14 protein-coding genes are annotated in these 15,072 nt (G+C 67.9%); 7 read left to right on the top strand and 7 right to left on the bottom strand.

Annotated elements, in window-relative coordinates:
- Position 1 precedes the first annotated feature (1 nt).
- Both G6N35_RS20935 and G6N35_RS20940 read left to right on the top strand, forming a co-directional pair.
- The gene (locus tag G6N35_RS20935; RefSeq protein WP_163807838.1) at positions 2-913 is read left to right on the top strand and encodes a DNA-3-methyladenine glycosylase family protein; all 912 of its coding nucleotides are present in this window, start codon (positions 2-4) and stop codon (positions 911-913) included.
- A gap of 77 nt (positions 914-990) precedes the next feature.
- A complete protein-coding gene (locus tag G6N35_RS20940) occupies positions 991-1,533 on the top strand; it encodes a Dps family protein (RefSeq protein ID WP_163805967.1) in 543 nt (180 codons plus the stop codon).
- A gap of 54 nt (positions 1,534-1,587) precedes the next feature.
- Here G6N35_RS20940 and aqpZ read toward each other — a convergent pair whose 3' ends face one another.
- The 3 genes from aqpZ to G6N35_RS20955 all read right to left on the bottom strand — a co-directional run bounded on the left by aqpZ (position 1,588) and on the right by G6N35_RS20955 (position 5,021).
- Complete coding sequence (aqpZ, locus tag G6N35_RS20945) at positions 1,588-2,346, bottom strand: aquaporin Z (RefSeq protein WP_163805968.1); 759 nt, start codon at positions 2,344-2,346, stop codon at positions 1,588-1,590.
- Positions 2,347-2,468: 122 nt separating this feature from the next.
- Entirely contained in the window at positions 2,469-3,527 is a 1,059-nt protein-coding gene (locus G6N35_RS20950; RefSeq protein ID WP_163805969.1) for a cupin domain-containing protein, read from the bottom strand.
- A 45-nt stretch (positions 3,528-3,572) separates the two neighbouring features.
- Complete coding sequence (locus G6N35_RS20955; protein ID WP_163805970.1) at positions 3,573-5,021, bottom strand: chloride channel protein; 1,449 nt, start codon at positions 5,019-5,021, stop codon at positions 3,573-3,575.
- A gap of 198 nt (positions 5,022-5,219) precedes the next feature.
- Between G6N35_RS20955 and G6N35_RS20960 the strand changes: the two genes are divergently transcribed.
- From G6N35_RS20960 to G6N35_RS20975, 4 genes are read left to right on the top strand one after another with little or no spacing between them, the layout of a single operon-like run.
- Complete coding sequence (locus G6N35_RS20960; protein WP_163805971.1) at positions 5,220-6,092, top strand: sulfite exporter TauE/SafE family protein; 873 nt, start codon at positions 5,220-5,222, stop codon at positions 6,090-6,092.
- A 29-nt stretch (positions 6,093-6,121) separates the two neighbouring features.
- Entirely contained in the window at positions 6,122-6,391 is a 270-nt protein-coding gene (locus G6N35_RS20965; RefSeq protein ID WP_163807839.1) for a metal-sensitive transcriptional regulator, read from the top strand.
- A 33-nt stretch (positions 6,392-6,424) separates the two neighbouring features.
- Complete coding sequence (locus G6N35_RS20970; protein ID WP_163805972.1) at positions 6,425-7,804, top strand: MBL fold metallo-hydrolase; 1,380 nt, start codon at positions 6,425-6,427, stop codon at positions 7,802-7,804.
- 32 nt (positions 7,805-7,836) lie between these two features.
- Entirely contained in the window at positions 7,837-9,039 is a 1,203-nt protein-coding gene (locus G6N35_RS20975; RefSeq protein ID WP_163805973.1) for an NAD(P)/FAD-dependent oxidoreductase, read from the top strand.
- A 58-nt stretch (positions 9,040-9,097) separates the two neighbouring features.
- Here the strand turns inward: G6N35_RS20975 and G6N35_RS20980 are convergent, their stop codons facing one another.
- From G6N35_RS20980 to G6N35_RS20995, 4 genes are all read right to left on the bottom strand, one after another.
- Positions 9,098-9,355, bottom strand: a complete 258-nt coding sequence (locus G6N35_RS20980) for an HPr family phosphocarrier protein (protein WP_163805974.1) — start codon at positions 9,353-9,355, stop codon at positions 9,098-9,100.
- Positions 9,356-9,450: 95 nt separating this feature from the next.
- Positions 9,451-11,478, bottom strand: coding sequence for a PTS fructose transporter subunit IIABC (locus G6N35_RS20985; RefSeq protein ID WP_163805975.1), 2,028 nt, complete (start codon positions 11,476-11,478; stop codon positions 9,451-9,453).
- 24 nt (positions 11,479-11,502) lie between these two features.
- Positions 11,503-12,489 (bottom strand): 1-phosphofructokinase, encoded by a 987-nt coding sequence (gene pfkB, locus G6N35_RS20990; RefSeq protein WP_163805976.1) that lies wholly within the window; start codon positions 12,487-12,489, stop codon positions 11,503-11,505.
- On the bottom strand, positions 12,486-13,265 hold the full coding sequence (locus tag G6N35_RS20995; protein ID WP_163805977.1) for a DeoR/GlpR family DNA-binding transcription regulator: 780 nt from the start codon (positions 13,263-13,265) through the stop codon (positions 12,486-12,488). The genes pfkB and G6N35_RS20995 overlap by 4 nt, the downstream gene beginning before the upstream one ends.
- Before the next feature lie 103 nt (positions 13,266-13,368).
- Here G6N35_RS20995 and ptsP point away from each other — a divergent pair, with 103 nt between their 5' ends.
- The gene (ptsP, locus tag G6N35_RS21000; protein ID WP_179967399.1) at positions 13,369-15,072 is read left to right on the top strand and encodes a phosphoenolpyruvate--protein phosphotransferase; all 1,704 of its coding nucleotides are present in this window, start codon (positions 13,369-13,371) and stop codon (positions 15,070-15,072) included.

Below are 15,072 nucleotides of genomic sequence, written 5' to 3' on the forward strand. Positions count from 1 at the left end.
GCTGGCCGTCGAGCGCACCGTCCGATTCCCCGGACCGGTCAGCCCGGGTCACACGCTGGCCCCGCAGCGCCGCGGCCCCGGCGACCCCTGCTATCAAGTCGATGCCGAGCGGGCGATCTGGCGCACCAGTCTGCAGTCCAGCGGTCCGGTGACGGCGCGCATCATGCGGGCGGCTGCCGATGCGGTCAGCTGCCAGGCGTGGGGTGCCGGTGCCGAGGAATTCGTCGAGGCGCTGCCAGCGCTGCTCGGTGCCGAGGATGACGCCCGTGACTTCACCCCACACCATCCGGTCATCGCCGCTGCCGCGCAGCGGGTACCGCACCTGCGGTTGGGCCGCACCGGCCGGGTGCTGGAGGCCCTCGTCCCGGCCGTCCTCGAGCAGCGGGTGCCCGGCGCCGACGCCTTCCGCGCCTGGCGGTTGCTGGTGACGAAGTTCGGCACGCCGGCGCCGGGACCGGCGCCCGAGCGGATGCGGGTGCCGCCGTCGGCCGAGGTGTGGCGGCGAATCCCGTCGTGGGAATTCCACCGCGCCAACGTCGACCCCGGCCGGGCCCGCACGGTGAACGGATGCGCGCAGCGCGCCGATGCCCTGGAGCGACTGGCCGATCGCACGGCCATCGATGCCCGCGAGGCGTTGACCTCGCTGCCCGGTGTCGGGGTGTGGACGGCGGCAGAGACCGCCCAGCGAGCGTTCGGGGATGCCGACGCCCTGTCGATCGGCGACTACCACATGTCCAAGATGATCGGCTGGACATTGATCGGGCGCCCCGTCGACGACACGCAGATGGTGGAGTTGCTGGAACCGGTTCGGCCACATCGCTACCGGGCGGTCCGACTGCTGGAGGTCAGTGGTCTGGCCTACGAACCGCGTCGCGGCGCGCGGCTGCCCGTGCAGCACATCAGCAATTTGTGACGCCGCCGGCCGAGGTGATTACCTCGCCGCGAACCCGGGTATGCGTCGCTGCGACAGCGATGACGAAGGAGCGACACATGGGTTCGAAGTTCACCGTTCCCGGTATGACCGAAGAGCAGGGCCGTAAGGTCGCCGACCTGCTGCAGAAGCAGCTCAGCACCTACAACGACCTGCACCTGACCCTCAAGCACGTGCACTGGAATGTGGTGGGCCCCAACTTCATCGGGGTGCACGAGATGATCGATCCGCAGGTGGAGCTGGTCCGTGGCTACGCCGATGAGGTCGCCGAGCGGATCGCCACCTTGGGTGCCTCGCCGCAGGGAACACCCGGTGCGATCCTCAAGGACCGCACGTGGGACGACTACTCGGTGGGCCGCGACACCGTACAGGCTCATCTGGCCGCCCTCGACCTGGTCTATGACGGGGTGATCGAAGACGTCCGCAAGGGCATCTCGACCACCGAGGAGCTGGATCCGGTCACCCAGGACATCCTGATCGGCCATGCCGCCGAACTGGAGAAGTTCCAGTGGTTCGTGCGCGCGCACCTGGAGAACGCTGGCGGGACACTGGCCCACGAAGGCACGTCCACCGAGAAGGGCGCGGCCGGCGCCGCACGCTGACCGGCTGGTCGTAAAAGCCCCGCACCATTCGGTGCGGGGCTTTTGCGATGTGGCTCAGCGTTCCAGTGCGTCGTCGCGCACCGGCCGGTCGGCGAGTTCTTCGCCGTGGCCGAACAATAGCGGGTACAGCACTCCGGCGATGGCCGCGCCGACCAGTGGTGCCAACCAGAACACCCAGAGCTGGGCGGGTGCGCCGTCGCCGTTGAAGAACGCGACACCGGTGGAGCGGGCCGGGTTCACCGAGGTGTTCGAGATCGGGATGGAGATCAGGTGGATCAGGGTCAGCGTCAACCCGATTGCCAGCCCGGCAAAGCCCTTCGGGGCCCGGTTGTCGGTGGCGCCGAGGATGACCAGCAGGAAGATGAACGTCAGGAGAATTTCGGTAATCGCCACGGCGGCAAGCGAATAGCCGAACGGTGAATGATCACCGTAGCCGTTGGCGGCCAGGTGGCCGGTCGCGGTGAACCCGGGCTTGCCCTTGGCGATCAGGTAGATGACGGCACCGGCCACCAGACCGCCGAGGACCTGGGTGATCCAGTAGGCGGGCAGTGCCTTCCACTCCACTCGTTTGGCCAGTGCGGCACCCAGCGTGACGGCAGGGTTGAAGTGGCCGCCGGAGATCACGCCGAAGGCGTACACGCCGGTCAGCACGGTCAGACCGAATGCCAGTGACACGCCGAGGAAACCGATGCCAACGGACTTGTCCTCGGCCGGGTCAGCCGCGAAAACGGCTGCGCCGCAACCTCCGAGAACCAACCAGAACGTCCCGACGAACTCGGCCGCCAGCCGGTGTGCCATCGTTGGAGCTGCCATGGTGAACCCCTACTGTCGCTCTGCGCCTGTGCGCAGTGAGTGCAGTGAGAATGACACGCAAGTACCGCTCATCGCACGTGTGTTTGCTGAATCGTGCTGAGAAGGTGATCTTCCCGCTGTGATCAGTGCTCTCCGAGGGCGTGCTCGTCCACCGGGTTGTTGCGGGTGACGATCAGCGGGTCGGTATTGGTGAACGGGAAGTTCGGCAGATCGTCGATGTGGACGTTGAATGTCGCGGCCAGCACCTCGCGGGAGTAGGCGCTGATCGAGGCGCGGTAGCCGATGTCCCCTGGCATCGGCTGGTCGAAGAAGATGAGGAAGTGCCAGCCGGGGCAGTCGATGACCTCGATGTGATGCGGGTAGGCGCGGGGGATGAAGTACACGTCGCCCTGGTTCAGATACCAGGTGTCGAGTTCCCCGTCGGGCCCCATCACCGTCATCCGGGCGGATCCGCTTCGGACGTAGCCCATCTCAGCGGTGATCGGATGCCAGTGCGGTTCGCGCATCCCGTCCTCGCGGATCCGCAGCGAGTACATCGACAGATCCTTCAGTGCCGGCCAGTACTGCACCCTGGCCAGATGTGCCGAGCCCACGGCCGCGCTGATCGCGGGCGACTGTGCCTCGAGCGAAAACTTGTGCGGGTCGCCGAAATACGCGGTGGACGGGACGACGGCGTCGCCGGTGCGTTTGGCCAGCAGACGATCGGTGGTGCTGCGCCGGATCTTGGTGAAGTCGGCGGCGTCCAGATCGTAGGTGTTGCCCAGTACCGCATCGGTCATCGCGCCGAACGCCGAGAACAGCCCGAAGTCCTCGGGGCGTTCATTGCGGAACGCGATGATGAACTCCGCGACGTCCTCACCGATGTTCTCGATGTGGTGTAGCGAGCCGGAGTCGATGTGGAACATCTCGCCCTCGGTCACGACGAACGAGGAGAACTTGCTGTAGCTGTCCAGGACCGAGACCAATGCGGTACCCGAGACGCAGTAAGTCAGCTCGTTGGCATTGGCATGCCAGTGCGGGGTGCGCATCGCACCGGGGTTGATCACCACCCGCTTGATGGACAGCCCGCGCAGGATCGGGAAGTTGTCGGCGGTGACCCGGCGGATGGAACCGAGGTCGTTCTCCTCGACGATCTCACCCTCGGTGAGTGATACGGCATGCGAACTGCGGGATCTGGGCACAGTGAGCCTTTCTCTGGTGGAACTACGGTTGCGAAGTGCCGCGGCCTACTTCTGCGAGTCGTCGTCGGGGGTGCGCAGGACTTCCGGCGACGAGATCGTCACCCGCTCGGCGGCGGCGGTTTCGCGGTTGAGCCGCTGCGCCTGATAGATCGATACCGGTGTGCGGCAGATGATCAGATACGCCACACCCACGGCCACCATCGCACCCGGAATGACCGAGAAGGAGCCGGTCATCTCGGCGACCATGATCATCACCGCCAGGGGTGCGTGCGCCACGCTGCCGAAACAGGCCATCATCGCGGCGATCACGAACACCGCAGGACCGGCGGGAAGCGCAGGGGCGCCGGCCAGGTCGGCCAGCCGCCAGATCGCCGCGCCGACGAATGCGCCGATGACGATGCCCGGGCCGAAGATGCCGCCGGATCCGCCGGTGCCGATCGACAGCGACGTCGCCACGATCTTCGCGATCGGCAGCACCAGGACGATCCACAGCGGAATCGTCATCAGCCCTTCGCGGGTGGTGGCGATCTGCACCCAGCCGTATCCGCTGGCCAGAACCTGGGGGATCACCAGCGCGAGCAGGCCTACCAGCAGGCCACCGATCGCCGGCTTGACGACCTTCCCGCCGGGTAGCCGCCGGGTCAGTGACACGGTTCCGTAGAAGATCCTGGCGTAGAGGTAACCGATTGCCGCAGAGGCGATTCCGATGACGGCGAACCACACCAGTTGGGCTGGGTCGAAGCGATAGTCGGGCTCGACATAGCCGAACATCGGGGCGAAGCCCATGATCGATCCGTAGATGGCGTAGGCGGTTCCGGAACACAGGAATCCCGGCACCAGGGCCTTGTAGTCGAAGTCTTCCCGATAGACGATCGAGGCCGCCAGTACCGCGCCGCCCAAGGGTGCGCCGAAGATGGCGCCGATACCCGAGCCGATCCCCAGCGACACCGCGACCCGACCGTCGTCGTCGGACAGGTTGAAGACTCGGGTTAGCAGCGAGCCGAAGCCGGCCGAGATCTGGGCGGTCGGGCCTTCCCGCCCGCCCGAGCCGCCGGAGCCGATGGTCAGTGCACTGGAGAGCAGCTTGACCACGACCGCGCGGCTGCGGATGGACCGCGGGTCGGTGTGCACGGCTTCGATGGCGCTGTCGGTGCCGTGGCCCTCGGCCTCGGGGGCGAACTTGGCGACCAGGAGGGCCGACACCAGTGCGCCGCCGAAGACGATCAGCGGGATGGCCCACGGCCGGACGAAACCGCTGGACCCGGTGCCCCCGCCGGCCTCCATGGCCTGCGGCTTCTGGTAGCCGCCGAGGTAGCCGATGAGGAACTGGCCGGTGTACTCCAGCGCCAGATAGAACACGACCGCCCCGAGCCCGGCGATGATGCCGATCGCGATCCCGAGGATGAGCCACTTGCGCAGATAGCCCGAGTTGCGGAGGAAGGCGCCCAGCCTTCCGAGGGCCGTGCTGTCGCTGGTGAGGTCCGCCGCGGCCATAGCGGCATGTTACTTGGGCAATCGGCCTTTCTTCAGTGCTCCGGTCCCAGTCCCCTGCACGGGGACCAAAGACCCTTGTCGTCCGGTACCCCCATGGGTATGACTGATATCACTTGAATATACCCCCTTAGGTATCTATCGTGGGAGAGACCGATACCCCCAAGGGTATATGACACGGCATTCCGGGAGGCGACCACGATGGTCATCGCGACAGTCGTTCTGGCGGTTTTCGTCGGCATTTCCCTGGGATTGCTGGGCGGCGGGGGATCGATCCTGACCGTGCCGCTGCTGGCCTACGTCGCCGGAATGGAAGCCAAGCAGGCTATCGCCACGTCGCTGCTGGTGGTCGGCACCACCAGCCTGGTGGGAGCGTTCTCACATGCCCGGGCCGGCCGGGTCCAGTGGCGCACCGCCGTGCTGTTCGGAACCACCGCGATGGCAGGCGCGTACGCGGGCGGCCATATCGCCGCGTTCATCCCCGGCACCGTTCTGCTGATCGGATTCGCGGTCATGATGGTCGCCACCGCGATCGCCATGCTGCGCGGCCGCAAGAACGCCGCCGGAACCTCGTCGCATCCCACCCTGCCGCTGGCCAAGATCGCTGCGGTGGGACTGGGCGTCGGCCTGGTGACCGGGTTGATCGGTGCCGGCGGTGGCTTTCTGCTGGTGCCCGCTCTTGTGCTGCTGGGCGGTCTGCCGATGCCGGTCGCCGTCGGCACGTCGCTGGTGATCATCGCGATGAACTCCGCTGCCGGGTTCGCCGGCTACCTGTCCAGCGTCCAGGTCAACTGGCCGCTGGCCGGGATGGTCACCGCGGCCGCGGTCACCGGGGCCCTGATCGGTGCCAGGTTCGCCGGCCGAGTCGACCCGGAACTGCTCCGCAAGGGATTCGGCTGGTTCGTCCTCGCCATGGCCTCGGTGATCCTCGGTGAGGAGATCCATCCGGCCGTCGGGTTGGTCTGCGCTGCACTAACTCTAGTTGCCGCGGCGGTCATGTTCGCCTGCACCCACTACGCGGCCTGCCCGCTGCGCCGCATCATCGGCCACTCGCGCAGGACGGTGGCGGCATGAGCGAGCCCACCACGAACCAGGAGACCATGATGACCGACCACCAGACCGGCAGTACCGATGTGCTGCACCGCCTGCGCCGGGCCCAGGGCCAGCTGGCCGGGGTGATCTCGATGATCGAGGACGGCCGCGAGTGCAAGGACATCGTCATCCAGCTGGCGGCGGTATCCAAGGCCCTCGACCGGGCGGGCTTCAAGATGGTCGCCACCGGGCTGCGCCAGTGCGCCACCGGAGCCGACACCGGCGACAAGACCCCACTGACCGAAGGTGAGCTCGAGAAGTTGTTTCTCGCGCTGGCCTGACACACCCACCGAACTCCGGAAAGGAACACCGAAATGAAGTTCAACCAGTACTACCTGGACTGCCTGTCACATGCGTCCTACCTGATCGGGGACGAGACCACCGGCCGGGCCGTCGTGGTCGACCCGCAGCGTGACGTGTCCGAATACCTCTCCGACGCAGCGGAACTCGGCATGACGATCGAACTCGTCATCGAGACGCACTTCCACGCCGACTTCCTGTCCGGTCATCTGGAACTGGCCGGGGCCACCGGCGCGAAGATCGTCTACTCATCGGTGGCGCAGCCCGAGTTCGACTTCATGGGCGTGCAGGACGGCCAGCGTTACTCGCTCGGCGATGTCGCGCTGGAGTTCCGGCACACCCCCGGCCACACCCCGGAGTCGCTGAGCATCGTCATCTATGAACATGCCGACGATGTGCTGCCCTATGGTGTGCTGACCGGCGACACCCTGTTCATCGGCGATGTCGGTCGCCCAGATCTGTTGGCGTCCATCGGCTTCACCCGTGAGGAGCTGGCCGACAAGCTCTACGACTCCCTGCACCAGAAGCTCATGCCGCTGCCCGACACCACCCGGGTCTATCCCGCGCACGGGGCCGGATCGGCCTGCGGCAAGAACCTGTCGACCGAACTGTGGTCCACCATGGGCGAGCAGCGTAGGACCAACTACGCCCTGCGTGCCTCGGACAAGGCGACCTTCATGGCGATGGTCACCGAAGGGCAGCCGCCGGCACCCGGGTACTTCGTCTACGACGCGATCCTCAATCGCAAGGACCGCGACCTGCTGGACGAGACCGCCGTGCCCGCACCGATGACCTACGACCAGGTCAAGGCGGCATTGGGGGCCGGGGCGATGCTGATCGACGGCCGCTCGCCGGAAGAGTTCGCGCTCGGCCACCTCGAGGCGGCGATCAATATCGGACTGGCTGGCCGCTACGCCGAGTTCGCCGGTTCGGTGGTCAAGCCCGACGTCGACATCGTTCTGCTGACCGAGCCGGGGCTGGAGTTGGAGGGCAAGAACCGCTTGGCCCGAATCGGTTTCGACCGGGTGGTCGGCTACCTCACTGATCCGTACCAGGTGATGCTGGACAACCCGGGTGAGGTCCAGGTCGCATCACGACTGACCACCAACGCCATGGGGGAGCGGATGGCCGACGTGCCCGAGTTGCAGATCGTCGATGTCCGCAACCCGGGCGAGGCGGCGGCCGGGATGATCCCCGGCGCGATCAACATCCCGGTCGGTCAGCTGCCGGACCGGATCGGTGAACTCGACCCGCGCAAGCCGACCGTCGTGTACTGCGCCGGTGGCTACCGCTCGTCGGTCGCGGCGAGCCTGCTGCGCCAACGGGGCTTCGCCGATGTCAGTGATGTCCTGGGTGGCTACGGCGCCTGGGAAGAAGCAGTCCAGAACGCCTGAGCGAAAACGCCTGAGAGATAACGAGATACTTCATGAGCACGACAGCCAAACATCAGGTCCTGATCGTCGGCGGCGGTACCGCCGGCATCACGGTAGCCGCGCGCCTGCTGCGCAAGGGGTACACCGATGTGGCGATCATCGAGCCGTCGGACAAGCACTACTACCAGCCCCTGTGGACGCTTGTCGGGGGTGGTCAGGCCAAGGCGGCTTCCACCGAGCGGGCCGAGTCCTCGGTGATACCCAAGGGCGCCAACTGGATTCATAAGGCGGCTGACAGCTTCGACCCCGACAACAACACCGTCACCTGCTCGGACGGATCGACCTACGAGTATGACGTCCTGGTGGTGGCTCCCGGTATCCAACTGGACTGGCAGGCCACCGATGGTTTGGCGGGCACGCTCGGCAAGGACGGCGTGTCGTCGAACTACCGGTTCGATCTGGCGCCCAAGACGTGGGAGTTCATCCGCAACACCCGGTCGGGCACCGCGGTCTTCACCATGCCCACCGGCGGGGTGAAATGCGCTGGCGCAGGCCAGAAGATCGCCTACCTGGCATCGGACTACTGGCGTCGGCAGGGGATGCTCGGCGATATCGACGTCCACCTCGTGGTGCCCGGTCCGCGGATCTTCGGGATTCCGGGCATCGCCGACAGCCTGGATAGGGTGATCGCCGACTACGGGATCACGCTGCACACCGAATCGGAGCTGACGGCGGTGGACGCCGACGCCCGCAAGGTGACGGTGTCCGCGGTGGGCCCCAGCGGCAGCGACACCATGCTGCCCTACGACGTACTGCACGTCGTGCCGCGCCAGTCCGCGCCGGACTGGATCAAGCGCAGCCCGCTGTCCACCGGCGATGCTGCCGGCTACGTCGAGGTCGACAAGTACACCCTGCAGCAGGTGCACTACCCCAACGTGTTCGCACTTGGTGACGTCGCGTCCGCACCGAACGCCAAGACCGGTGCGGCCGTGCGCAAGCAGGCTCCGGTGGTGGTGGACAACATCGACGCCGTCCTCGACGGGCGCCCGCTGCCGGGCTCGTACGATGGATATTCGTCATGCCCGATCGTGACGTCCTCGCATGACATGCTGCTGGCCGAGTTCGACTACGACTTGAACCTCAAGCCGTCGTTCCCCGGCTTCGATCCGGTCACGCCGCACCGCGCCTACTGGTACCTCAAGAAGTACGGTCTGCCATTCCTGTACTGGAACCTGATGCTCAAGGGTCTGGCCTGAACCGTGCGGATATGACACGGCCCGGGCTCGCGACAGGCGAGACCCGGGCCGCTGCAGGTCAGGCGTCGAGGTCCTGGGACACCAGTTCGGCGATCGCCGCGCACGTCGCCTCGTCCTCGGAGGCCACGGTGACCTGGGCACCGTTGCCGGCACCCAGCGTCATGATCATCAGCGCCGAACCGGCGTCCACCGGCTCACCGCCGTCCAGTGACAGCGACACCGGAACACCGGCCTTGACGACGGCTTCGGAGATGATCGCCGCGGGCCGGGCGTGCAGTCCGATCGCCGAGCCGACGATGACGGTCTTGGTGTGCATGAACTCCCCTTCGGTTGTGTCGAACTCGACGTTATGGAGATGTTTACTCGAACATCGGCGCCCAGACGTCGGTTTGGGCGATCGGTCAGGCCGTGTCAGGCCGCAGCCAGGGCGGCGTCGGCGTCGTGCTCGGACTTCGGGCTGGCGAACTGCTTGGCCCCGACCACGGCCAGCGCACCGACCACGGTGCCCGCAGCCAGCGCCACCAGGAACCACAGTAGGTTGCCGATCGCGAAGAACACGAAGATGCCCCCGTGCGGAGCCTTCAGCGTGACGTCGAAGGCCATGATGAGCGCTCCGGTGACCGCGCCGCCGGCCATCATCGAGGGGATGACCCGTAGCGGGTCGGCCGCGGCGAACGGGATGGCACCCTCGGAGATGAACGAGGCACCCAGCAGCCAGGCCGCGCGACCGTTCTCCCGCTCCGGCTCGCTGAACAGCCCCGGTCGGATCGTGGTGGCCAGCGCCATCGCCAGCGGCGGCACCATGCCGGCGGCCATCACCGCGGCCATGATGCGCAGCGAGGCCGGGTCGGCGACGTTGAGTCCGGCGGTGGCGAACGCGTAGGCCGCCTTGTTGACCGGGCCACCGAGGTCGAAGCACATCATCAGGCCCAGGATCACACCGAGCAGGATCACCGACGCCCCGGTCAGGCTGTTGAGCCAGTTCGTCAGACCCGAGGTGATGGCGGCCAGCGGGCGTCCGAGCAGGAAGAACATCAGCAGGCCGACGATCAGCGAGGCCAACAGCGGAATGATCACCACCGGCATGAGTCCGCGGAACCACTGCGGCACCTTCCAACCGCTGATCCACAATGCGGCGAACCCGGCGATCAGGCCGCCGACGATACCGCCGATGAAGCCGCCGCCGACGAACACCGCCACCGCGCCCGCGGTGAATCCCGGTGCGATGCCGGGCCGGTCGGCGATGGCGAACGAGATGTAGCCGGCCAGCGCTGGTACCAGGAATCCGAAGGCCAGTCCGCCGAGGGTGAACAGCACCGCGCCCAGGTACTGGGTGAAGCCGCCGGCGGGCAGGTTGGTCAGCGAGTTGGTGGTGGCGATGATGTGCGCCAGTGAATCGGTCTTGCCCTCGGGCTTGTTGGCGATGTCGTAGCCGGCGAACAGGAAGCCGAGCGCGATCAGCAGGCCGCCGGCCGCCACGAACGGGATCATGTAGCTGACACCGGTCAGCAGGATCTGCCGGGTCCGGGTGCCCCAGCCGACGTCGCCGGACGGCGCCCCGCTGTCGGCCGCCGCCGCGCTGCCCTCGACCTTGGGGGCGTTCGGATTATCAGATGCGGCAACGGCTTCGGCGATCATCTTGTCCGGCTCGTTGATGGCCCGCTTGACTCCGGAGGCGATCACCGGCTTACCCGCGAAGCGGGGACGGTCCTTGACTCCGACGTCGGTGGCGAAGATGACGGCATCGGCTTTCGCGATGGTGTCCGCACCCACCGGAGTGCTGCCGGAGGAGCCCTGAGTTTCGACCACCAGGTTGACCCCGGCTCGCTCGGCGGCCAGCTTGAGCGCATCGGCGGCCATGTAGGTGTGCGCGATGCCGGTGGGACATGCGGTGATCGCGACGATCGACTTGGCCGCAGCCGCAGCGGGTTTCGGGGTGGGTGCGGTGGCCGGGGCTGGGGCCGGTGCCGAGGCTCCGTCGGGGTTGACCACCGCGTCGACGAGCGCGACCACGTCGTCGGCCGAGGCGGCTGCGCGCAGCGAGGCGACGAAGTCCGGGCGCACCAGGGCGCGGGCCAGGCTGGACAGCAGTTTCATGTGCTCGGCGCCGGCACCGTCGGGTGCGGCGATCAGGAACACCAGGTCGGCCGGTCCGTCCGGGGCGCCGAAGTCGACCTTCGGGGAGAGCCGGGCAAACCCGATCGACGGGCTACCGACCGCGGCCGACCGGCAGTGTGGGATGGCGATCCCGCCAGGCAGTCCGGTAGCCGACTGGGCTTCGCGCGCCAGGGCCGCGGCCTTGAGCGTCTCGCGGTCGCTGACCCGCCCACTGCCGGCGAGTAGACCGGCGAGCCGATCGATGACCGCCTCTTTGTCGCTGCCGGCGTCGACGTCGAGAAGCACCAGGTCGGTGCTGATGATGGACACGGGGTTGGTCATTTGTTCTATGCCTTCTGTCTGTGTCTAAGGGCGGGCGGGCGAAGTGGGGTAGGGGGCGATCGAGGTGACCGCGACGTCGTCGAGGTCGATCTGCGCGGGGGAGGGCAGCGCCGACCCGGGCAGGGCGGCCGCGCCGCTGCCGTAGGCGACGGCCATCTGCAGTCGTTGCGGGGCCTGGGCTCCGCCGACGTCGGCGCGCACGTAGCCTGCGAGGGAGGAGTCACCGGCGCCGACGGTGCTCCTGGGCGTGATCGGGGGAGGGGTGGCCAGCCAGCTACCGGTCTCGTTGACCAGCACCGCGCCGGCTGCGCCGAGGGTGGCCAGCACGGTCCTGGCGCCGCGTTCGATCAACCGGTGAGCGGCGTCGACCACGGGGTCGGGATTGCCTTGCACCAGAGCATCTTCCAGGGCATGCGCATCGACTCCGGCCAACCCGGCGAGCTCCTCGGAGTTCGGCTTGATCAGATCCGGGGCGGCCCGGTCGAAGGCGGCGGCCAGCGCGGCCAGCGGCGCGTCGGAGGTGTCCACCGCGACCTTGCAGTCGAAGGCCTTCAGCTCGGCCACCACGTCGGCATACCAGTGATCGGGCATACCCGGAGGCAGTGAGCCGGACAGCACCACCCAGCGTGCCGAAGCCGCCCGTTCCAGGACGGCCCGGCTCAGGGCGGCCAGTGCCTGCTCGTCGATCACCGCGCCGGGTTCGTTGATCTTTGTTGTGGTGCCGTCGGATTCGGTGATCGTCAGGTTGGTGCGCACTGCGCCCTCGATGGGTACCGCGTAGAACGGCACGCCACTGGCGCGCAGCGCCGTGATGATCGGATCATGTTCGGCCGCGGGGAGCACGGCCACGGTGTCCAGTCCGGCAAGGGTCAGCGCGCGGGCGACATTGACCCCCTTGCCGCCCGGTTCGCTGGACACCGAACGCACTCGGTGCACCGCGCCGCGGACCAGCTCGGTGGGCAGCGTGAGGGTGCGGTCGATGCTCGGGTTGGGAGTGACGGTGACGATCATGCTTCCCCTCCTGCCAGCACGACCTCGACGCCATGCTCGGACAACTCTTTTCGGTCGGCGGCGCTGATCTCGGCGTCGGTGACCAGGGCGTCGACGCTGCCGATGGGGGCGAAGCTGACGAACTCCTCGCGCCCGACTTTCGATGAATCAGCAACCACTACAACATAATTCGCGCATCGGACCATGGCCCGCTTGACGGCCGCCTCATCGCTGTCCGGGGTGGACAGACCGTGGCGCACGCTGATGCCGTTGGTGCCGATGAACGCGATGTCCACCCGCAGGGTGTCCAGCGCCCGCAGGGCCTGTTCGCCAACGGCGGCCTGGGTCAGTCCGCGCACGCGCCCGCCCAACAACTGCAGGGTGATCGACGGCATGGTGGCCAGCCTCGCCGCGATGGGTACGGAATTGGTCACCACCACCAGTTCGCGGTCGGGGGGCAGCATGCCGGCCACCCGGGCGGTGGTGGTGCCTGCGTCGAACAGCACGCTGGCACCGGGCAGCGGGAGGAATTCGGCCGCGGCCCGGGCGATGGACTCCTTGTAGTCGGCTCGGGTGACCTCCCGCTCGTCGACGCCGGGTTCCACCACATGCAGGGCGCGGATCGGGACGGCGCCGCCGTGAACGCGGCGTACCAGCCCGGCCCGGTCCAGGGCGGCCAGGTCGCGACGCACCGTCTCGGTGGTGACGTCGTAGGCCTGGGCCAGTTCGGCGACCGATGCCCGCCCTTGCGACAGCACCCTGGCCGCGATGGCCTGCTGACGTTCTTCGGGGTACACGATTCTCCGTTTGTGTGGGATCTGAGCCATAGTTTATGTTGCTTTGTGTTGTTTTACCCCCGTTCGTGTTGACTTGTCAACGGTTTGTTGTAATCTGGTTCACATGTCAGTCTCTTCCCGGTCTGTTTCACTCGACGCCCCCGCGGGCGCTGTTCTGACTGGTGTCCCGGTGGTCCCGGGGGTGCGCTTCGCGCCGGTCATTCGCCCTGGTCGGCTACCTGCGATCGACGATCTGGACCCGGGCGGCCAGCTTCCCGACGGCGAGCGGGACGCCGAGGCGGCCCGGTTCACCACCGCTGCGGCAGCGGTGGCTGACCGGTTGCGTGAGCGCGCCGCGGCCGCCACCGGATCGGCCTCCGAAGTGCTGGCGGCCACCGCGACGCTGGCCCAGGATCGGGCCTGGCTGGGCGCGGCGGAGAAGCGGATCAAGGAAGGGATGCCCGCGGTGCGCGCCACCGCGGAGGCGGTCACCCAATTCGTCGAGCTGTTCACCCAGCTCGGTGGGCTGATGGCCGAGCGGGTGACCGACCTGCGTGATATCCGCGACCGGGTGATCGCCGAGCTGAGCGGCCTGCCCGAGCCGGGCGTGCCCGCCCCGGCGCAGCCCTCGATCCTGTGCGCCGAGGATCTGGCTCCCGCCGACACCGCGGGGCTCGACCCCACCCTGGTGGTCGGTCTGGCCACCACCCTGGGCGGGCCCACCAGCCACACCGCGATCATCGCCCGCCAGCTGGGCATCCCGTGCGTGGTGGCGGTCAGTGGTCTCGACGACGTGGCGCCGGGCACCCCGGTGTTGATCGACGGCATCCGGGGAACCGTGACCCTGTCCCCGGACCCGGCCGAAGCAGCCGCCGCTGTCGAGGCGGCCGACGCGGCGACCGCCGCGATGGCGGGCTGGTCCGGCCCCGGTGCGACCGCCGACGGCCATCCCATCGCGATCCTGGCCAACGTCCAGGACGGTTCGGCGGCCCGCGCGGCGCGGGAGACCCCGGCCGAGGGGATCGGGTTGTTCCGCACCGAACTGTGCTTCCTCAATCGCGACACCGAGCCGACGGTCGACGAGCAGGCCGCGATCTACGGTGAGGTGCTCGACGCCTTCGCCGGTTGCAAGGTCGTGATCCGCACGCTGGACGCCGGTTCGGACAAGCCGTTGAAGTTCGTCGGACATCCTGACGAGGCCAACCCGGCCCTTGGGGTGCGCGGCATCCGGATTGCCGCACTCAATCCGGAGGTTCTGGAACGCCAGCTCGACGGCATCGCCGCGGCCGCCGCGAACTCGGGCAACTCACCGTGGGTGATGGCGCCGATGATCGCGACCCCGGACGAGGCCAAGCACTTCGCCGAGCGGGCGCGGGAACGAAACCTGGTGCCCGGCGTGATGATCGAGGTGCCCGCCGCGGCACTGCTGGCCGACCGGATTCTCGAGCACGTCGAGTTCCTCTCGATCGGCACCAATGATCTGGCCCAGTACACGATGGCCGCCGACCGGATGTCGGCCGAGCTGGCCACGCTGACCGACCCGTGGCAGCCCGGCGTCATCGCCCTGGTGGCCCACACCGCCAAGGCAGGTGCCGCCGCGGGCAAGCCGGTCGGGGTCTGTGGTGAAGCCGCCGCCGATCCGCTGCTGGCCTGTGTGCTCACCGGCCTGGGTGTCACGTCGCTCTCGGCGGCCGCCGCCGCGGTCACCGGCGTCGGCGCGAAGCTGGCCACGGTCACGCTGCAGCAGTGCCGGGATGCCGCGGCGGCGGTGCTGGGCACCGCGAGCGCAGCCGAAGCGCGAGCCGTTGCCCTGGAGGTATTGGGCTGA

This window comes from Mycolicibacterium anyangense, assembly GCF_010731855.1.
Lineage (GTDB): Bacteria > Actinomycetota > Actinomycetes > Mycobacteriales > Mycobacteriaceae > Mycobacterium > Mycobacterium anyangense.